General features: G+C 40.6%; 9 protein-coding genes. 1 reads left to right on the top strand and 8 read right to left on the bottom strand.

Features of this window, described 5'->3' with window-relative positions; translation table 11 throughout:
* Positions 1–29: 29 nt before the first annotated feature.
* From ACFSKL_RS00265 to ACFSKL_RS00235, 7 genes are all read right to left on the bottom strand, one after another.
* Positions 30–1,373: a vanadium-dependent haloperoxidase gene (locus ACFSKL_RS00265; RefSeq protein ID WP_376882211.1), complete on the bottom strand. Its 1,344-nt coding sequence runs from the start codon at positions 1,371–1,373 to the stop codon at positions 30–32.
* A gap of 252 nt (positions 1,374–1,625) precedes the next feature.
* Positions 1,626–4,904, bottom strand: a complete 3,279-nt coding sequence (locus ACFSKL_RS00260) for a VCBS repeat-containing protein (RefSeq protein ID WP_376882208.1) — start codon at positions 4,902–4,904, stop codon at positions 1,626–1,628.
* Between the two features lie 48 nt (positions 4,905–4,952).
* The gene (locus tag ACFSKL_RS00255) at positions 4,953–8,276 is read right to left on the bottom strand and encodes a VCBS repeat-containing protein (RefSeq protein WP_376882205.1); all 3,324 of its coding nucleotides are present in this window, start codon (positions 8,274–8,276) and stop codon (positions 4,953–4,955) included.
* Positions 8,273–8,842: a hypothetical protein gene (locus tag ACFSKL_RS00250; protein WP_376882203.1), complete on the bottom strand. Its 570-nt coding sequence runs from the start codon at positions 8,840–8,842 to the stop codon at positions 8,273–8,275. Before ACFSKL_RS00250 ends, ACFSKL_RS00255 begins: the two co-directional genes overlap by 4 nt.
* 22 nt (positions 8,843–8,864) lie before the next feature.
* Entirely contained in the window at positions 8,865–12,167 is a 3,303-nt protein-coding gene (locus ACFSKL_RS00245) for a VCBS repeat-containing protein (RefSeq protein WP_376882200.1), read from the bottom strand.
* 112 nt (positions 12,168–12,279) lie between these two features.
* A complete protein-coding gene (locus tag ACFSKL_RS00240; protein WP_376882198.1) occupies positions 12,280–13,779 on the bottom strand; it encodes a RagB/SusD family nutrient uptake outer membrane protein in 1,500 nt (499 codons plus the stop codon).
* A 17-nt stretch (positions 13,780–13,796) separates the two neighbouring features.
* Positions 13,797–16,808: a SusC/RagA family TonB-linked outer membrane protein gene (locus ACFSKL_RS00235; protein WP_376882196.1), complete on the bottom strand. Its 3,012-nt coding sequence runs from the start codon at positions 16,806–16,808 to the stop codon at positions 13,797–13,799.
* Positions 16,809–17,306: 498 nt separating this feature from the next.
* On the opposite strand from ACFSKL_RS00235, the gene ACFSKL_RS00230 reads away from it, so the two are divergent.
* Entirely contained in the window at positions 17,307–19,946 is a 2,640-nt protein-coding gene (locus ACFSKL_RS00230) for a DUF5686 and carboxypeptidase regulatory-like domain-containing protein (protein ID WP_376882193.1), read from the top strand.
* Positions 19,947–20,194: 248 nt separating this feature from the next.
* Here ACFSKL_RS00230 and ACFSKL_RS00225 read toward each other — a convergent pair whose 3' ends face one another.
* Positions 20,195–21,427 carry a sensor histidine kinase gene (locus ACFSKL_RS00225; protein WP_376882191.1) on the bottom strand — a complete coding sequence of 411 codons (1,233 nt, stop codon included), beginning with the start codon at positions 21,425–21,427 and terminating at the stop codon, positions 20,195–20,197.
* Positions 21,428–21,575 lie beyond the last annotated feature (148 nt).

Here is a 21,575-nt window from a genome sequence, read left to right as displayed (position 1 = left end):
CCTATTTATATTTTTTACGCTTGGAGAAATTAATTGGAAGCCAAATTTTCCTCTTTGGTAATGATTTTTGTGGATAAAAACTGTCCCAATTTCTTACCTACTGAAGCCCCGTTGACGATTGCTGGCATATAGTGAATCCCTCCATACAACCTACTGATAGCTGCTTCATCCGCCGCTTTTCTGAATGAATCAAATTCCCTTATTGGCAAGCCAAATGCAACTTCTGTGGAATCTACAAAATGAAATCCATCTCCAAACAAACCCGTCAATGTCTCAGCCGCTGCATTGCTGATAACACTGTGCCCACTTGTGTACTCTGGGAAAGGTGGGGTTTGCAAAACTGGCAACCAATCTTCATCTATGTATTTATTGATATAGGTTTCCGGCCGGATCAATACACTTTTGTATTTTTCGTCCCAACAGGCAATAAAGCCGTCAAACACCGCTATGGATGTCTTGGCCAATGTCTCTGCAGTCCCTTTCCAATCTTGCTTCGCTGTCTTGGATGAAATCGCAGCGATCCCCATCCAATGCCCTCCCGGTGTGATTTTCTTTTCGGCAAACATTACATGTCCTTTCACATTCACTTTATATGGATTGCAATCCCAGAAAAAAGCTATATCACTTTGCTCTTTTGTCAAGTTCTTGACAACATTGAAGACTTCCTCAGCTTCCCGGTAAAAATCACTGTCTTTCTCTGAACTGAACGCAGTTGGGGGGTCCGATTTGAATTGATCCGGAGACTCTAGGACAAAGGTTCTTATTTTGTTCCAATGAGGCTCTATGCCTTCCATATACATCGGAGGGGTAGGTTGCCATGAATTTGGATCGCTGCTGATCGTATATTTTTCAAAGGACCTACTTTGATGGTAGTTATCCTTTTTCGAATAACTGATCACATGGTCTGCCACGTTGTCCCCCAAAGCGATGGATGCTTCGAAAACTTCCTTGGGAATACCTTTGGACTTTAGCTCTTTATAAGTGTTTTCTTTGTGCTCCTGCATCATTTCTTCCGAAAAAATCAAGGCAGTACCTACTTTATAATATGCCGCCAAAGAAGCCAATGGAAGGTAAACATCCTCCGAAATCTCAAATTCAGCTTTTTCAAATCCATTCAATTGTCCCATCAGGGATTTATGGTTCCCTTCATCATCCAAAGCCGCTACTTCATAGGCAGCTATAGAAGTATAGGCATAAATCCTGCTTGCCACAGGAGGTGAAAAAATATCATGGATGATAATTTCCGTCAACCTGTCCTGGGCAGCTATCTGATAAGAACCATCAGATATGACTTCCCTATAATCATTTGGCTGGCAGCTATACAGAAAAGCCAACAGGAGTGTGGCACATTGTATTTTTTTTAATAATCTCATTTTCAGAACTTTCAAATAATATTCAAAATTAACAAATACTCATTAAAGCGGCAAAACACCTTTCTAGTTTTGGTCGATGGGGACACCAGCGCCAAGGGGGATTTGCTGTGTAAGGACACAAACCAAGAACAAATTTGGGCTGTGTGATCCAGACAACTGGAAATCAATTGGACCAAGAGGGGCTTGGACTGTGAGGACACAGTCCAAGGGAAATATGCGAACCCCAATACTTATTCAACAACATATTCAACTCTAATTCACTTTGAGCAAGATAGGCTTCCCATTGTTTCTCACTGCAAGAATATGTATCTCACCTTGGATCAAAATTGGCTTTAAAGACCTGTATTCTCCTCTTATTTTCATAAAATCCAAATTCAAATCCTCGGATTTCAATTGTCCATTTTCATAAATAAAACAAGCCATCGGCATGGCATCTGCCCGTCCCAGGTCGTTTCTAAAACCATAAAACCCTCCAACTGAAAGTATATGTGTTTTACCTTCCTTTTCCCATACAAAGAAATCCTTGATAGGTGCAAACTGCCCTTCTATTGGAAATGGAACAAAGTCATACCCACTGGAAGCATTTTTTTTCAACAAACCTGATTGTAGATTTTCAACTTGATACTTGGCTGCATCATTGAGCTGCTTCGAATCAAACAAGTCTCCTGGATGCTTTATCTGGGCATAATCCACGTAGCTTGCATGCTTTTTCTTGACCGATGGAACCTGCTTCATCAGGTCATCCCTCGATGCAAATGGAACCAACCTATCTCCCATGTATTGAAAAATAAGCGGATCCTCCTGATCATTGCCGTCAAAATCATGATGATATAGCCATAGTGGTTTTTCGGAACTGGCTTTAAGCTTGCTGTTTAAGCCCAAATTACCCAGAAGCAAATGCTGATTTCCATTTTCCCCAAATGAACTTACTGTATTGAAAAGTCCTGCTTTTGCGGCATTCTTCCCTATGGGAAATGGGTAAAATGTAAGATCATTCTTTTGCTTGAATACCAGAACAGGACTCCACTCTCCAACCATAACAAGCTCTTTCTTCCCATCACCATCCACATCAATCCAGGAAGCTTTTTGAAGCATTCCTGTTTGAAAGTCCCTTCCAAAGTATTTTACTGTCTCATCTTTGAAACTCCCTTTGCCATCATTGATCAAAAGATAACTGTAGGGCTTTGCTCCATAATTGCCAGTCACTACCGCGGAAGTTACAAAAATATCAGGAGCGCCATCGCCATTGACATCATGGAGTGCTATGGACGAGGTGTTTTCCCCCAATGGTGGCAGTGAATTTGGGGAAAAATGCAAATTCCCCTTTCCATCATTCAGATAGACCCTATCGAAATTATGAAAATGACCTTGTGGACTTTCATTTCCCCCACTACCAACATACAGATCCAAATAGCCATTCCCATTCAAATCAATAAATTCTGCTACCACATCCTCCCCAGGACTCAGTTTTTCAAAGATTGGGTTTTCCCGTGGTTCAAATGTGCCATCTGCTTGTTGCAAGTAAAGGGCTGATGCTTGGCCTTTGGCTCCTCCCAGATAAAAATCTTCCAAACCATCATTGTTGACATCGCCAATTGCCAATGCCGGTCCCTCAGTGGAATATTTCCTTGGAATCAAATATTCCCGACGCATATCATCGAACTCCACATTTTCCTGGTGCTCCCAATCAATGTCTAATTCAACCAAAGTATAAGGCTCAATTTTACCAATTTTGTCCGGGACAATACTTTTTCCTTTCCCTTTTTCTAATGTATGTCTTTCATTGATTTCCTTTCCATAGAAAATCTCTCTTTCAGTGGCATTCCAACGAACTGAAAGGGAATCAACCTTATCCCTTTTGCCCAGACCAAAAGTCAAGGTAGTGGAAGAACCGGATTGAAATCCCCTGGAAGTACTCAACAATTGGTGGGAAATCCCACGCCCGGAATAAACCGTCACCTCAGCCCCAATCCCAAATTCATTATTCCCATCCCCTTTCAAGTCCACTTGAATGAAGTTATTCCCAGTAATTTCACTGGTGTTGTTTTGATAAATAAATGCCTGATCATTGATATTGTTGACGATCAAGTCCAAAGCTCCATCATTGTTCAAGTCAGCATAGGCAGAACCAGAAGAATAGGAAAGCTGATCCAATCCCCAAGTTCTTGACATATCCCCAAAACCCAAATCCCCTTCATTTCTGAAAGCATAATTTGAAAGTTTCATTGTTGGCAGCATCTCAATCAATCTTTTCTGGACTTCATTTTCTGTCAGGTTGGGATTTGGAGACTGACTGTATTGTACAAAATCCAAGTCATTTGGGCGCTTTACGATCCCATTTGTGATATGGATGTCTTTGTGGCCGTCATTGTCCATGTCGAAAATCAATGGGGACCAGCTCCAGTCTGTGGCAAACGTATTGCTCAAAAGCCCTATCTCCGCAAAGCGCTGATTCCCCTGGTTGAGTTGCAGGTGATTTCTGACATATTGATCCCCATAGCCGAATTTTTTCTTGATATCATACACTTCCTGCTTATCCTCACCGATAGATTTCATCCAAATTTCGGGATCTTCGGGAAGCATGTCTGTGGTAAAAATATCCGGCAGGCCATCATTGTCGATATCGTTGATATCATTTCCCATGCTATACCTACTTGTATTGCTGATATAGTCTTTCAAAGACTCCTTGAAAGTCCCATCAGCCTGATTGATATAGAGGTAATCATCTTCGGTAAAGTCATTTGACACATAGATATCCAGCCAACCGTCTCCATTTACATCCCCAATACCAACTCCAAGGCCAAAACCTAAGCTACTTGATAAAATCCCTGACTCTTCGGTTGTATCCACCATTCTATTTTCGCCTTGGGACACCATACTTTTATAAAGTTTGTCTCCTCCCTTTTCATCCTGAATAGAGAATTTTGTATCTGCATGGGTAAACACTTCCGGTTTTTTGATGGAATGATTCAACAGATACAAATCCAAATCCCCATCCTGGTCATAGTCGAAAAACAATGCATGGGTAGAGAACCCAACAAAGTCAACACCAAATTCTGCCCCCTGTTCGGTAAAAGTCAAATCACCATTGTTGATATAAAGTTTGTTTTTCCCGGAAAGGCCTTTGTAATCCCCCACTTGACAAACATAAATATCAAGCAATCCATCTCCATTCACATCTGCCATAGTTACCCCTGTAGACCAACCACCATCACCTGTCACGCCAGCTGCCAACGTAATATCTTCAAATCGAAAATCCCCCTTGTTGAGGTAGAGTTTGTTTTCGCCCTGGTTGGAGGTGAAATAAATATCCACCAAACCATCATTGTTGACATCACCAACTGCAACCCCACCTCCATTATAAAAATAAAGATATTCAAGAATGTTCATCTCTTCAGTTGAAACCAATTCATTCCTGAAATCTATCCCTGTTTGTGATGCAGGAAGTAGAGAAAATAACTTCACCTCTTCTTCCTTATTCGAACAAGAAAGCAATCCAAAAAGAACCAAACCTACTATATACTTATTCATGCAATATTACACTTTCAAATAACCCCTCAATTGCTAAATTACGGATAACTAAAACCTCCACCATTCCAAAGCTTTGTTGTTCTTCACAACCATCAGCATTCTTTGTCCTTTGATTTGTACTTCGTGCAAATCCCTGATATCCCCCTCCAGCTTCAGTCCATGGTCTCTGTTTTCAGAATATTGGAAAGTCCCATCTCCTTTGCCCAGCAATACTTCCCCATAACTGGCGTCATATTGTCCAACTTCAGGCTTGGCACCTGCTAGATTTCCTGCCATGATGATGTCCTGAATCCCGTCCCCATCCACGTCTGTCACCAATGCTGCATACATCCAAGATCTTTGGGCTTTTTTAGGCAAGGCATGTATTTCAAATTTCCCATCACCCATATTCATCATCACCGCGGAAGACGCGTAATTGAATTCCTGCACCACGGAATTGGCCAAAGCTTCTGCCCCAAATATATCTTCAATACTCTCTCTGTTATAATTACTGTATTTTAGGTATTTTTTCTTGACAATGGGGATTTGCTTTTCAAGTTCATGTTTCAAAGTATATGGAATATGCCTACCCCCAACTTCTTTGGTGTGGATTTGCTCTACGCTTCCATTCTGATCGAAGTCATTTACAAACATTTTTACTGATGAATCGCCAGTAGGCTTAAACCTGCTGTTCAACCCATGATTGCCCAAGACAAAATCAGGCTTGCCATCATTGTTGAAATCCCCGACTTCAATTGTCCTATACCAACCTTTGTAAGCCTGCATTTCAGCCATTTCGATTCTCTCCAATTGCTTTCCGGTGTTTTTGAATAGCGTGGGAGCCATCCAGTCACCAACTAATATCAAATCCTCCCTGCCGTCTCCATCATAATCGACCAATGCTGCATCCGTCACCAAGCCAATCTCTTTGAGTTGCGGTGCAAATTCTGCTGTCGCATCTTTGAAATTCCCCTGTCCATCATTGATCAGGATAAAACTGTTGGCATTCACACCATAGACAAATGGAATCAGCCTCCCCCCAACAAAAATGTCTGCCGCCCCATCCCCATTGATATCCAAAACCTTGACCACGGAAGTGCTGTGGCGTAAACTTTCCAAGCCACTATTTTCAGCTTTTGAAAAAACCCCTTTACCATTGTTGAGATAAAGCCTATCTGCCAATTCAGGCACGCCAAAAGCTGCTTCATTGCTTCCTGAAGTCACCAAAAGGTCTAAAAACCCATTTCCATTGGCATCGAAAAACACGGCATCTGTATCTTCCGACACCTTATCCAATTCAAAGGCCTGTTGATTGGATTTAACAAATGTACCATTGGAAGATTGAAGAAAAAGCTGTCCAGCCGAACCTTTGGCTCCACCCAAATATACATCCTCCAAACCATCTCCATTGACGTCAGCGAATGTAGCTTTCGGTCCTTCAGTAGAAAGTTTGTGATAAGTCAATCTATCCCTGTCAAAATCCACAAACTGGTTTTCAACATGGACAAAATCAAGAATATTTTTCTCCTCCACTTTTTCAAAAAGCGAAGGACTTGGTTTTTCAAAAAAGTCAAATCCTTCAGGAACTTCCTGTGCATTTTCCCATGTCAAAGTCAACAACTGATTTGCTGTGATCCCTTTCAATAAGGATACTTTTCCATCCGGCCACCTTACCTGTACTTCATCCAGTTTGTCCACAGCACCCAAACCAAAAGTGATTTTCGGATCAACCGAAGATTGAAAACCCCTGTTTGGCATATTTTCCTGATAGAAAATCCGATCTCCCGATTTCAGCCTAATCTGTGTTCCAATGGCAGCTGTATTTCCAAGCTTGCCTTTCAGTTCTATCTGTAAGTAATTGTTTCCGGGGAAAAATTCCCTACTTCTGTTTTTATAGATAATCGCTTCTTTGTTGATATTGTTGATGACCAGATCCAGTGCCCCATCATTGTTCAAATCCCCATATGCGGACCCATTGGAATGGATTGGCTCTCCCATACCCCATTCATGAACCACATTTGTGAACTCCAAATCCCCCCTGTTACGAAATGTATAATTGGAAACCGGGTTGATGGGGATTGGGTCGACCAATGCACGATAATCTACACCTTGCTGTGAAATAATCTTGCGCTTGGTTTCTTCATTGTCAATGAAATTCAGGTAATCAAGATCTGTAATGTCCTGATATATGCCGTTGGCGACAAACACATCTTTGAGTCCATCATTGTCCATGTCAAAAAACAAAGCTGCCCAACTCCAATCTGTAGCCTCTACATTGGACAACCTTCCCATATCACTGAAAGTACCATCTCCATTGTTGATATGGAGCATGTTTCTATTGTACTGATAATGGTAGCCATGCAGGATATTGAACTGGAATTTGTCCCAACTTTCGAATGTGGTGATCTGTTTGAGACGCTCAAGCGATTCGGGTAGCATATCTGTCACAAAAATATCCAGAAACCCATTGTTGTTGACATCCGCAATATCCGCACCCATGGATGCCGCACTGGTAGAGCGCATATAGGACTCCAAACTTTCTGTAAAAGTCCCGTCTTGATTGTTGATGTAGAGATAATCCTTTTCGAAGAAATCGTTGGAAATGAAAATATCCATCCAGCCATCTTGATTGACATCCCCGATAGTAATCCCCAAACCAAAGCCAATCAGACTTCCATAAATCCCAGCTTCTTCACTGACATCTGTAAACTTATCCCCATCATTCCTGAATAATTTATCCCCACCCACCGGGTCTCTTCTTGGCCTTTCGTTTTGCATTTTGTTGAAGCTTCCTATAGCTGTATAGCTGTTATTGAGCAAATACATATCAAGGTCGCCATCATTGTCATAATCGAAAAAAACTGCATGGGTAGAATACCCTTGGTCTGCCAAACCATAAGTCTCCGCCATTTCTGTAAATGTCCCGTCACCATTGTTGATATACAATTCATTCTGCTTGTTATCCCCAGCCAAATCACCGGAATTACACACATAGATATCCAAGTAACCATCTCCATTCACATCTGCCATGGCCACACCTGTGCTCCAAGCCCTGGTGCCTGCTACTCCTGCTTGGTCAGTGACATCTTTGAATTTGAAATCTCCTTCATTTAGATACAATTTGTTTTCCCCTTGGTTGGAAGTAAAATAAATATCCAATAGCCCATCATTATTGACATCCCCCAGAGCGACTCCGCCGCCATTGTAAAAATTCCTATAGGTGAAAATATTGAAGGCTTCATCAAATTTGAGGTCATTGCTAAAATCCACTCCAGAACTTGACGAAGGGATCGATTCAAATAAAGTATTTTTTTGCTGGACATTCTGGTCACAAGAATAAAGAAGACCAAGTCCCAATAACAAAATCCCTATTGCATGTTTTCTTACAATCATGAATCAATATCTTTAATGTCCCTTACCCTTAAATCCAAAATATCCACACTCACTGCACTCAGGCTTTTGATATGTACCCTTACCAGCCTATTCCCATCCACTTTCACCATGGCAAAAGCTCCGGAAGAATCCTCAACCTTGAAAAAACCTTCTCCATATAACCCTTCGAAATATGCGACAACATCCATTACCAAATTCTCCGAACTGAACTCAGGATTGGTCGGAAACCAATCTCTATATTGAAATTCCACTGGCATATAGAATAGTTTTCCTTCTTCGAATTTGGGATAAAAAAACATATTTGCCATTTTTCCAGAAGGAAATTCAGCTTTATACTGAACCATCAAAGCATGTGCTCCCTGCATCAGTACTCCTTCCTTATTCATCTCCCAACAAGCCGCAAAAAACTCTTTTCTAGGCATTCCAAATTTCAATCCCAGAAATATATCCTCCTGAATCTTTCCAGACTCAAGTTCTCTCTGCTTTACCTTTTCATACTCTGTCTTTCGATTGCAAGAAAACAGCAGTCCAATACCCAAAATGAATAGTATTAATCTCAATTTCATATCGATCCCCTTTACACAATTTTTACTTCTTCCTGTCAAGGATAAGAATACTTTGGTTATTTCTTACCACCAGGTATTTAAAATCTTCCTTTGTTTTGATTTTTTTGATATCACGAACTTCACCTTCTATATAAAACCCAGATTTTTGGGCTGGGATCAATTCCAGACCATATTCACTGTCGGTTCTCAAAAACCATCCATAACTACCCATATTAATCCCCAATTCCGGCTTTATCCTAGATTGGTTTCCTGCGATCAGAAGATCCCAATGACCTGATTCACTTTTCTCTGAAAATATGGAATAAACCGGAGAACTTTGTAACAGATGGGGCAAATTTGACGATTCAAATGTACCATCTCCTTGGTTTATGAACAGTTGGGTAGCCAAAGTATGCACTTCATGAACGACACTTCTTTCCAGAATCCCTTTGGAAAACAAGGTCTCCATTGTCTTATCCTTATAAGCATCATAATTCAACAATTGCTTTCTTAGACTTGGCAATTGCTTGAGCAAGGCACTTTTCATCACCAGAGGAAATGAAGTATCACCCTCATACTGCGTAAGGATTTGCTCCACACTGCCATTTTGGTCAAAATCATTGACGTACAGTCGCATTGGTTTTGCCTTCGATGCTTTCAGGCGGGTATTGAGTCCCATGTTTCCCGCTATGAAATCAAGTTTCCCATCATTATTGATATCCAATACATGGATGGTATTCCAAAGGCCGGCAGTCTTTTCCAAGCCAAGCTTTTCTGACTGATCTTCATACCGCCCATTTACCTTCTTAAACACTTTGATCGGCATCCATTCTCCTACTACGATGATTTCTGACTCTCCATCTCCATCAATGTCTGCTATTGCCGCATCCCGGACCATACCTATTTTCAAAAACTCTTCAGCTATCGAATTGGTGACATCTTTGAAATTTCCCTGTCCATCATTTTCAAGCAATCTCAAATCCATCGGCAATCCGTAAGCAAAAGGGATAGCCCTTCCTCCTACCAATAAATCCAAATGCCCATCTCCATTGTGATCAAATGCCTTGACAAAAGAAGTGCTTTCAAATCTCGTTGGAATTTGATCTACAGATTTTCTGAATTTTCCTTTTCCATCATTGAGATAAAGTCTATCCTGATAATTCGGGTTATTCGAACCAAACTCAGTACTCCCCGATGCCAAATAAAGATCCAAAAAACCATCTCCATTGGCATCAAACAACAACGCTTCCACATCCTCTGCAAGTGCCTCTCCTAACAATTCTTGACTCATCACAAAGCGACCTTCTTCCCTTTGCTTCCATATGGAAGTTGCCTGTCCTTTTGCTCCCGGCAAAACAAGGTCATCCAAGCCATCACCGTCAATATCCCCAACGGCTATTTTCGGTCCTTCATTGCTGATCATATGAAATCTCAAACGATCCCTGTCAAAATCCACATAATCACTTTCCTGATGCTTCCATGGGATTTGATACTTGGAAAGGCCAAAAATCATTCCCCCATCTGAATTTGCTGGTTTTGGATTTGAAGCCAACGCTGTCTCCGGTGAAACTGACAGCAATTGATTCACCTGTACATTTTTCAATATGGAAAGTCCCGCAACCGGCCAATCAATAACTATTGAGTCTATATGATTTATTTTTCCCAATCCAAAATGCATGCGGTGATCTACTGAAGACATATACCCTTTCACCGGGTTATGTTCAGCGTAGAAGGCCTTACTTCCAGAATAGACCGACACCTTGGTACCGAAATTACCTTTTAGATCGATTTGAAGGTAGTTATTTTCATTTATCAAATTACTGTTGTTTCTAAAAATGGAAGCTTCACCATTCAGGTTATTGATTACCAAATCCAAATCCCCATCATTATCCAAATCGGCATAGGCTGCTCCAGTGGAAAAAGTCAATTGGTGCATTCCCGAAGCAGCTGCAATATCCTCAAATCTGAAATCCCCTTTATTCCGAAACAAAAAATTTTGTAGGGGAACTGATGGGAATTCATCGATCATTTTGGTCAAAAGGACAGAATCCTTTTTGTACTGGGAAATCAAATTCCGGTTGTTCACATAATAATCTACATAATCAAAATCCGTCAAATCCTTCACAATGCCATTGGCCACAAAGATATCCCGAAAGCCATCATTGTCCACATCAAAAATCAAGGCTCCCCAACTCCAGTCTGTCGCATGCACATCTGATTGCCTTGCTACTTCAACGAAATGGACTTCGCTGGAGCCAGGTTTATATCCCATATTTCTTTGAAGGGTGTTTCTTGTGAACTGATGGAAATAGCCTGCTTTTACATTCGCCTGATACTTGTCCCATTCTTCAAAAGGGGTTTTGGTCTTTATTCGCTCCAAGTCGGAGGGAAGCATTTCTGTCACGAAGATATCAGGCCAGCCATTGTTATCCAGATCTGCAATATCAGCACCCATTGACCCCATGCTGATCTCTGTCATCATGCTTTCCAAGCTCTCTGTAAATGTCCCATCACCATTGTTGAGGTATAGATAATCTTTCTCAAAAAAATCATTGGACACATAAAGGTCAGGCCATCCATCCCTATTAACATCTGCCACTGTCACCCCTAGACCATATCCTATCGAACTCCCGTAAATCCCAGCTTCTTCACTGACATCTACAAATTTACCATTGTCATTGCGGTACAGCTTATTCCCTCCAGATGGATCTCTTACATCTCTCTGTCCGGTTCTCAGGTCATTGATTCCTACTGACCTTGCTGAGTTGTTGAGCAGGTACATATCAAGGTCACCATCTTTGTCATAATCAAAAAAAACTGCATGTTGGGACAAACCCTCGTCTGCTATTCCATATTCATGGGACATTTCCGTGAAAGTCATGTCTCCATTGTTTATAAAAAGTTCATTGTGCCTTTGCCTTCCACCGAGTGGCCCTGATTTGCAAATGTAAATATCCAAGAACCCATCTCCGTTTACATCCGCCATACTGACACCCGTAGACCAAATCCCCGGTACAGCCAAGCCTGCAATTTCTGTAATATCCTCAAACTGAAAATTGCCTTTATTCAGATACAACTTATTCCCAATCTGATTCCCAGTAAAAAAAACATCTATCAATCCATCATTGTTGATATCCCCTAAAGCGACACCACCACCATTATAAAAATTCCTGAAAGTATAAGGATTGAGTTGTTCTGTGTAGCTTAATTCATTATTAAAATCTATCCCAGTATACGACTTGTCCAACAACTCAAAAAGTAATATTCCTTCCTTTTTTTCTGTACAAGAAAAAAAGAAAAAAAGGATCAAGAAATTAAATTGGGTTATGGTAGTCCTCACTGACATCAATTGTATTATTTACCAATGTACCTTTGGTGGGTGGATAAATGTACTCGCTTATAATTAAAAAGAAGTGCGCATGTGCACACTTCTTTTTAAAGTATATAGATTATGAAAATTAATATCCAGGATTCTGGGTCAATCTCACATTCCCCTGAATCTTTCTCAAAGGAACAGGGAATATTTGTCTTGTAGCAGGGGAGCTTGGCTTTTCCCACCATGGAGAACCAAACCTATTGAAACGGATCAAATCAGATCTTCTCCATCCTTCTGCAAACAATTCCCTACCTCTTTCTGCCAACAAATTATCCATGGTCAGTTCAGTGTACAATGGGACATTTGCCCTGGCTCTTACCTGGTTTACATACTCCAAGCCTCCCGCTGCATTTCCTTGTCTCAAAAGTACTTCTGCTTTCAGTAAAATAACATCTGCATATCTGAATACAGGAAAATCATTATTCAAATCAGGCTGCGCACCTATGGCAATTTCAAATTTATTGACTCTTGCACCAGCCTGTCTAAAGGCAACAGGCTCCAATTCGTTGATCTCAGGGGTAAAATTCACCTCAGGACCATCAGGATCCCCATCAAAACCCGCATCATCCCTGAGGGGGGTAACTCCATCTAAATCAAACTGTAAACCAACCAAGAAATTATCTTTCCTCAAATCTCCTTCACTATAGCTGTTGTAGAAATCCTCCAAAGCAGCATAGCCATTCCATGGCTGATCCACCAGGTCGAAGGTTTTTTGCGACTCATAATGCAATGTCATGTGGTGAATATTGAAGCCCCCTGCATTGTTGGCATCGTATGGAAGTGTAAACATGTTCTCTACAGAGTTAGCATTGGCTGTCGCAAAGTTTGCAAAATAGTTTGGTGCCAAGCTATAAGGCCCTTCATTGATGATAAGATCAAGTACCGTATTCGCTTCAGCCCATTTTGGTTGACCAATATACACTTCTGCATTCATATACAATTTTGCCAAAATCATGTGCGCAGACCAATAGTTGAAGTTTATCCTTCTATTATCTCTTGTCAATGTTTCAACATTTTCCAAAACACTTGTCTCGATAAAGTTGAACAATTCTTCTCTAGAAGAGCTTGGAGGGTTTGGATCAGAAGTTGTTTCGATCACCAATGGAACCCCTCCTCCAAAATTATCCAGCAATACCAAATAACAAAAAGCTCTTAGGACTTTCATTTCCCCAGTGAGTTCTTCAATATCTGGGAATTGTTGAATCAATGCATTTGCTTCTGCAATTACCCTAAAAGGGACATCCCATACACCGTTTAATTCAGTATCATCCACATTCCAGGTATGTCTATGTGCCCTTACCCAGAGACCTCCGTCATTCCAATCACCTCCCTTCACAGGGATTGCGATCTCATCAGAGGTGATCTCTTGATAACTGTAAAGACCACCATGGCCTCCCCAGCTCCCATCTCCCATCAATCTGCTGTAAGCTGATTGCTTCAATACCTCAGCAAGTTCTGGTGGGGCTTCATTGATCAGCCTATCCTGAGTCACCCCTGTCAATACTTCCTGCTCCAACTCGCAAGACACCATCGTCAATGCTGCAAGCCCTCCTACACATAATGTTTTTATTGATCGTAACATATATAAATCAGTTTATGTTATTTAAAGGTTATTGTTAATCCTGTAGTCCAAATTCTTGGAATAAAGTAGGTACTTCTTCTCTCTATTCCAGGTGCCAATTGATCGGGGTTGAGTGGATCTAATGTGTCTACCCATCTCACCTCAGGATCCACACCAGTGAAATTTGAGATTGTAAATAGGTTTTGAACACCTGCATAAAATCTCAAATTAGAAATTGCACTAGATTTGGTCGGAACATTGTAACCAAACTGCAAATTATCCAATCTCACAAAGTCTCCCTTTTCAATATAGAAATCAGAAATCTGTTCTGGAGCATTGGATATCACTGGATTGGTCGGTGTGTTTTTAGTGATTACAGAATTCCAGGTGGCGTTACCATCTCCTTCGTAGAACAACCTAAATGAATTCAACATCTGATGTCCCCAAGATCCTCTCAACAAAAAATTCATATCCCAGTTTTTATAGTTGAACTGGTTCGTGAACCCAAAATCACCTGTAGGCAATGCATTGCCCAATCTTTCAAATTCATTAGGGCTTGTTGTCGATAATATTGTTGTGCCATTTTCAAGAATACCTTCCAATCTTGGTCCATAAATATCTCCTACCCTTTCACCTTCGATGTTTCTGATCACTTGTGCATTATTCACACCAGGAGCCCCTGGAACACCTCTTCTGATTTCAGGAAGAGTCAATCCACCAGCACCAATATCTTGGATTCTAGCTCTTTTGTAAATTGTAAAAATTGCTGTTGGCGTCCAAGTTACACCTCCTCCTAAATTGATATCATTGGCTGTCATCAAGAACTCAAAACCAGCACTATTTAATCCTGCAATGTTAGCCCAGATGGTATTTGCCGTATAGGGGAAGAATTGACCTGGTTGGTCTGCCCTAGGATTGAATGGATTTGGCTGCCCAACATTTACACCCACTTCGAACAATAAGTCTTGGATATTCCTTCTGTAGTAATCCATACTACCGGTGATTTTCCCATTAAACAATGCATAATCCAATCCAAATGTCAACTCACGAGTGGTTTCCCATTGGAGAAACTGGTTAGGATTGTTCAATTGTCTGGGTGCGACCCATGCTGAATTTAGATCTTCTGGATCCAGTTGAATTCTATTACCATTTCCGTATACACCAATTGCCAAGGTTGGGGATGGAGGCAACTGACCGACAATACCAAATGAACTTCTTAATTTGAATTGACTGAAAGGTCCCATATCGAAAATCTGGGTTAAATCAACACCCGCAGAGAATGCAGGGAAATACCCTGTTTGATTTTCTCTCCCAAAACCTGAATAGGTTTCTGCCCTAACTGTTGCGGAGAAGAAATAAATATTTCTAAAGTTGAAATTAGCCCTCCCAAAAACAGAGTTCAAAGTTGATTTGCTTGCATTACTGTATAGGTTGGTATTTTCACCAAACCTTATACCAGCCGCACCTAGGTTGTTCCAACTTTGATTATACAAAAACTGCCTTGCCTGAACTCCAAATCCTCTTTCAGAAAACAACTGCGTTTCTACACCACCTAAAAGCGACATATTCATCCCATCAAATATTTCGGTCTCATATCTTAAGTTTCCTGAAATAATGGTGTTTGTTCTATCATATGTATTTTGCTGTGCGATACCGTTGTTCGCACCGCCACCCCCTGGTGCTCCGTCTTGTCTCGAACTATACTGGCCATTCAAGGTGTTCAATACATCCTGCGAAAACTGAGCAGAAACAATCAAATCATCTGTAATGTCATATTCAGCTCTGTATGAGTACAATGCATTTCTAACCTTAGTTTGGTTGGACCTTTCGTTAATTAATGATACTGGGTTGTTATTGTCAAAACCTGAAGGTCTAAAATACCCACCAAAACTGCTGTTGGGGTCGGTGCTATATATTGGCATGGTGGGATTTAATATTGTTGCATAGAGTAATGCTTCTCCAGGAATATCATTGGCCTCTGTATTTGTAAATGCCAAATTCAGGTTCATCCTCAACCTGTTGTTCAATGCTCCATGCGACAAGTTCAATCTGGTATTCAAAGTCTCCCTATCAGAGTTTTTCACCACGCCTTGATTACTCCTATAGTTAACTGATGCAAAATAAGTAGTGTTTTCAAATCCACCTGAAAGTGATGCATTCGTAGTCCCATTCAAAGCTGTTCTAAGAATTTCATCCCTCCAATTGGTATTATGGCCAAAATCAGCTGTTTCAGGTCTTCTAGCCCTGAATTCGTCAGGAGACAATACTGGAATCAATCCTGTAGCCTGTTCTGCAGTTCCAAAGGTATTGATGGTCACATTGGAAAACCCTTTTTTGGAGCTTCCTTTTTTGGTGGTGATCAAAATCACACCTGCTGCACCCCTTGTGCCATAAATGGCCGCGGCAGAAGCATCTTTCAATACATCGATTGATTCGATATCATTGGGATCTACCGCATCAATTGAAGCACCGATAACACCATCCAATACAACCAAGGGTGCTGAGTTTGCCCCAAATGAAGAGATCCCCCTCAACCTTACGGTAGGCTGTGCATTTGGAGAACCTCCCGGCGTAGAGATATTCAAACCTGCCACCTTACCAGTCAGCAATGACTGGGGATTTGGAAAGTTACCTTTGTTGAACCCTTCAGTACCAACACTGGCGACAGAACTTGTGATCTCCTTTTTGTCCTGCGTACCATAACCAATTACAACTGCTTCCTGAAGTGATTGAATATCTTCATCAAGCTCTACATTGATTACACTTTGGTTACCTACTGTGATTTCCTGAGGGCTAAAGCCTACAAATGAAAATACCAATACCTGATCTCCTGGCTGTAATGATATTGAATATCTCCCATCCAAATCTGTGTTGGTACCTCTGGTCGTTCCTTTGACCAAGACTGTTACTCCGGGAAGGGGATCGCCCATGGTTTTATCCAGAACTGTTCCTGAAACCTCCCTGTTTTGTGCATTTGCTGTAATTACAGCTGCGAAGAGCAGCGTCGTAACCATCAGAAACACTTTAATTTTCTGTAAATAATTTCTCATAGGGTTAATTGTTTTGAAAAAAACGGTTTTCGGTTTAATAGTTAATTTCACATCCAAGTTGGACGTTTAATTTTAATTTTGCAATTTTTAACAAATGCATACAAAGGCTTTTGGAATCCCAAGTGTTAACAGAATAATGGTATTTTTCACTAATCATTAACATAACGATTGTTTTGTTGATGATTAGACAACGGAAAACGATTGAAGTTTTCGAATAGTTAAAATTTTTGGTTTTTATTATAAAAGTGAAAAAAATCCATATTTCCATTTCTAAATTATGGAATCTATACCAAAAATCAATTAAAAACGAATTACACAAAATATTAATCGGCAATACTCAAAATCAAAAAAATCATATAACAAAAAACCAACAAATTTGAAATCATAACCCAATCACTCCGCTCTTACTAAAATGTTAATTTTTATCAAAACTTAAGGCATTGGGATGCCGTTTGACTATATTGTTTTGCTTTTTCCAAGCACTATCCCAGTCTGAATATGAAAACAAAAAATACACAAAAATCACTTCTATTTTTTCTGTTTCTATGTCTTTTCCACAATGCTTCCGCCCAAGGTATCCGTGGCAAAGTCATCTCGGACTTAGGAGAGTCACTTGCCTATGCATCAGTTTATATCAGAAATCTTTCCGATGGCGTACCTACAAACCAAAATGGGGAATACGAATACAAACTCAAACCCGGATACTACGATGTAGTGGTGCAATATTTGGGTTATGCTTCGGTACTGCAGACTGTACAAATAGAAAATGAATGGGTCGAGCTGAACTTTGAACTAGCACAGCAAACCTATGCATTACAAGAAGTCACCATAAACAGTAAAGCAGAAGACCCAGCATTGACGGTCATGCGAAAAGCCATTTCAAAAGCAAAATACCATCGGCTACAAGTACAGGAATACAGTATGATGGTCTATCTGAAAGGTACAGGCCAACTCACCAATGCTCCATTTTTTATCAAAAAGAAACTGGAAAAAGAAGGTATGAAGCTGAATGAAGCCTACACAACTGAATCCGTCTCTGAGATCAGTTTCAAGCAACCCAACACCGTTGAAGAAAAGGTAATCAGCATCAGAACCAATGGGGACAACAACCAAACTTCCCCAGCACCATATTTGGCTACAAGTTTTTACAACGAAAAAATCAATGAGGCAATCTCCCCGTTGGCACCATCGGCTTTTGCCTATTACAAGTTCCGATTTGAAGGTTCTTTCATAGAAAATGGCAAAACCATCAATAAAATCAGAGTAACCCCAAGATCTAAGGGAGAACGGGTTTTCGAAGGTTATATCCACATTATCGAAGACCTTTGGGCTATCCACAGCCTAGATCTAAAAACATCTTTGCTTGGATTTGATATCAATGCCAGACAACTGTATGCTGAGGTAGCTGAAAATGTCTGGATGCCCACGACACATACTTACACTTTTGGAGGTAAGTTTTTTGGTTTTGCGGGAGAATATAAATACCTCGCTTCGACAAGGGATTACAAAGTGCAGCTCAACCCTGATCTGGTAGTAGAAACTACCATCATTGATGAAAAAATCGAAAGCATTCCCCAAGAGCGGAACACTTTTGACAAAAACCTGTCTGCCATAGACCAAATGGCCCAAGCAGACAAAATGACCCGGAAGGATTTCAGAAAACTCATCAACGAATATGAAAAAGAAGCGGAAAAGGAACGGGAAAATGTAGAGGTCATATCCGATAGAAGTTACAAGGTGGACAGCTTGGCCAAAAAGAGAGATTTGAGCTATTGGGACAGCATCAGACCAGTTAAGCTCACGGAGGCCGAAATCAAAGGCTACCAAAGGGATGACAGTGTCGCCGTAGTAGAAGCTGCCAAAAAAAGCGATAACGATAGCACTATCCAAAAAGCCAAAAGAAAATTCAACCCAGGGGACATCCTCTCAGGAGGAAGCTATCACTTCGGAAAAGGTAGATCTGCTGGCTTTAAGTCGAATGTTTCCAAATTTTCATTCAATACTGTAGAGGGATACAAAGTGGGGCTAGCTGGTTTTTACAGAATACAAAAAAGTACCAAAATGGCAGATAGTGTCACCAACCATGTGAAGTCTTGGAACTTTGAACCTGAAGTACGCTATGGTTTTTCAAGCAAGCAGGTTTATGGTGCGATAGATATTCGGCATTCTGTCACAAAAGGAAGGCCTGGCTACACATTGGGACTAAAAGGAGGCTCTTACATTTTCCAATACAATACCGACAACCCAATCAATGAGCATGTCAATGCATTGTATTCGATTTTACTACGGCAAAACTACATGAAATTGTATGAACAGGATTTTGCGACTCTGTATTTTGCAAATAGAAAGAATGATGCTGTTACTTATAGGTCGAATATGACATTTGCCAAAAGAAGAACATTGGAAAACAACAGCAATTACAGTCTCTACAATAAGTCGGAAAGAGAATACACTGAAAATATCCCGGAAAATGTAGAGTCCAGTCCCTATGCATTCGACGATCACCGGGCAATCATATGGCATACAGGTTTAGACTGGCGGCCTGGGGTGAAATATGGTGTCCAAAACGGCAGAAAATATCCTATTTACAGTTCTGCCCCATTGGTGAAATTTGCATACACAAAGGGGATCAAAGCGGGCAGCACACAAAACCAGGCGGATTTTGATTTGGCTGAGTTAGGCTTGGAACACTATTTCAACTTTGGTGTAAGCGGTAAACTTGACTTCAACCTTCGGGCTGGCACATTTCTGAACAACAATCGGGTATATTTTCAGGACTACAAGCATTTTGGGGGAAACAGGACAATCTTTGCCAACATGGGGGTAGCATCCAATTATCGGTTTATGGATTACTATAGGTATAGCTCCCAGTCTGATTATGTCAGCGGGATAGTCCACTATCAGTTCAGGAAGTTTTTGCTGACGCAATTGCCAATGTTGCGATTCTCAGGTCTTAGGGAAAACATCTTCTTGAACTACCTCAAAACAGCCAATTCCCCACATTATTGGGAAGTCGGTTATTCTTTGGATAATCTTTTCAGGATTTTCAGGCTTGAAATGGGCGCTGGATTTGAGAACAGCAGTTTCGAAAGAGGCGGAGTAAGATTGGGAATTGCCAGTTTCATCAATATCAACTAAGCAAATTCTGGTTCTTTTAGGTGGATCGGATAAGAGGGATAAGGTTTGAGGTTAAGGAATCAGCTATGAGACGCAAGATACTAGAATCAAGAAATTGATTACTAACCCTCGACAGTTGGCCATGAAAATTTTGATAAATCGGTTGAGAATAGTACCTTAGTCGCTGTAAGGTTTAATAAATGGAAAGATTTGACAGTCTTTGACTGTTTTATCTTTTATCTGGGCTTCTTCGAAGCCTTTTTTATTTATCAAAAACTGAAAAAATCCTCTTTTGCTTTTTCATTCATTTGCTCTTTTACCCCATTGAGGACAATCCTGAATGTTGTTCCTTTGCCAACTTCGGAACTTTTCACAAAGACCTTCCCCTGATGGTATCCCTCAATAATCCGCTTCGCCAATGTCAATCCAAGGCCCCAACCCCGTTTTCGGGTGGAAAACCCCGGGTTGAACACTTTTCTGTACATGCTTTTTTCCATTCCCTTTCCATTGTCAGTGATGTCGACAATCACATACTGCTCACTCTCCTTGACAATATCGATGGATATTATGCCCTGTCCTTTCATGGCATCCACTGCATTTTTACAGATATTCTCTATTACCCATTCGAAGAGGGGCTTATTGATCATGGCTTCAATATCCCTGGCGTAGCCATTCACGGTCATTTCTACTTTGCTGGAGATCCTAGGCCTGAGATAGGTAATGGCGTCATCTACTACCGTAAATACATTTTCGGATACGATCACAGGCTTGCTACCAATGGAACTAAACCTCTCAGTCACCATCCGCAGTTTGACTACATCTTTATCCATTTCTTGGATTACCTCCTTGTTTTCTTCCCAAACTGGGGAATTTTTCAAATAATCTATCCATGCCATCAATGAAGCGATGGGTGTCCCCAACTGATGTGCTGTTTCCTTGGTCAAACCAGCCCATACCTGGTTTTGCTCTGCGATCTTTGATTGGTTGAAAACTGCATAGGCCAATATCCCAAAAACAATAATCACTGCCAATTGCACATAAGGGTAGTATCTCAAAGATGTAAGCAAAACGGAATTCCTATAGAAGATAAAAGAACCATTTTCCATTTGGATAGGCTCGTATTCTTCTTTCATTTTTTGGAGTTCTGCCTTCAGCACGTTCAGCTTATCTTCCTCTGTTGCTTTTTTGGCAAATTTGATATTTTTAAACTCCCCTGGATTCCCATATTCATCCATGATAATCAATGGGATAGAATTGTTTTGCTGGATAATCTCCTGGTTGATAAACGTCAAATTGTCAGTATAGATCGAAGCGTATTCCAGGGCTCTTGCCAAAAGTTCAATCTGCCTTTTTTCCCGCTCCTTGAGCTCCTCCACCAAATTGTTGGTGTAGTAAATAGATCCAAAACTGATCACTACTGAACAGATAAAAATCAACCATTTGATTCTACTTTTATTTTGATAAAAATCCAAGGTGGTAAACTCTTGAAGGGTGTTCTTCATTTTGTAACTCTAATTGAATTTGGGCGTAACATTATAGAGAACTCAATATATCGATAGATATTATCAATCTTACAAAATTTACTTTGATTGATTATGGCGTTATATTTGTTCCTAAGATGTAGTAAAGGTATAGTAAGAAACCAAAAAT

Origin of the sequence: Belliella marina (assembly GCF_042682445.1) — a bacterium.
GTDB lineage: Bacteria > Bacteroidota > Bacteroidia > Cytophagales > Cyclobacteriaceae > Belliella > Belliella marina.
This window is presented reverse-complemented; position numbering and strand designations above follow the sequence as displayed.

What these genes read in the sequence shown, in the direction of transcription:
- ACFSKL_RS00265 (WP_376882211.1), bottom strand. Translation starts at nt 1,373, where the DNA reads ATGAGATTATTAAAAAAAATACAATGTGCCACACTCCTGTTGGCTTTT.
- ACFSKL_RS00230 (WP_376882193.1), top strand. Translation starts at nt 17,307, where the DNA reads ATGAAAACAAAAAATACACAAAAATCACTTCTATTTTTTCTGTTTCTA.
- ACFSKL_RS00235 (WP_376882196.1), bottom strand. Translation starts at nt 16,808, where the DNA reads ATGAGAAATTATTTACAGAAAATTAAAGTGTTTCTGATGGTTACGACG.
- ACFSKL_RS00255 (WP_376882205.1), bottom strand. Translation starts at nt 8,276, where the DNA reads ATGATTGTAAGAAAACATGCAATAGGGATTTTGTTATTGGGACTTGGT.
- ACFSKL_RS00250 (WP_376882203.1), bottom strand. Translation starts at nt 8,842, where the DNA reads ATGAAATTGAGATTAATACTATTCATTTTGGGTATTGGACTGCTGTTT.
- ACFSKL_RS00240 (WP_376882198.1), bottom strand. Translation starts at nt 13,779, where the DNA reads ATGTTACGATCAATAAAAACATTATGTGTAGGAGGGCTTGCAGCATTG.
- ACFSKL_RS00225 (WP_376882191.1), bottom strand. Translation starts at nt 21,427, where the DNA reads ATGAAGAACACCCTTCAAGAGTTTACCACCTTGGATTTTTATCAAAAT.
- ACFSKL_RS00245 (WP_376882200.1), bottom strand. Translation starts at nt 12,167, where the DNA reads ATGTCAGTGAGGACTACCATAACCCAATTTAATTTCTTGATCCTTTTT.
- ACFSKL_RS00260 (WP_376882208.1), bottom strand. Translation starts at nt 4,904, where the DNA reads ATGAATAAGTATATAGTAGGTTTGGTTCTTTTTGGATTGCTTTCTTGT.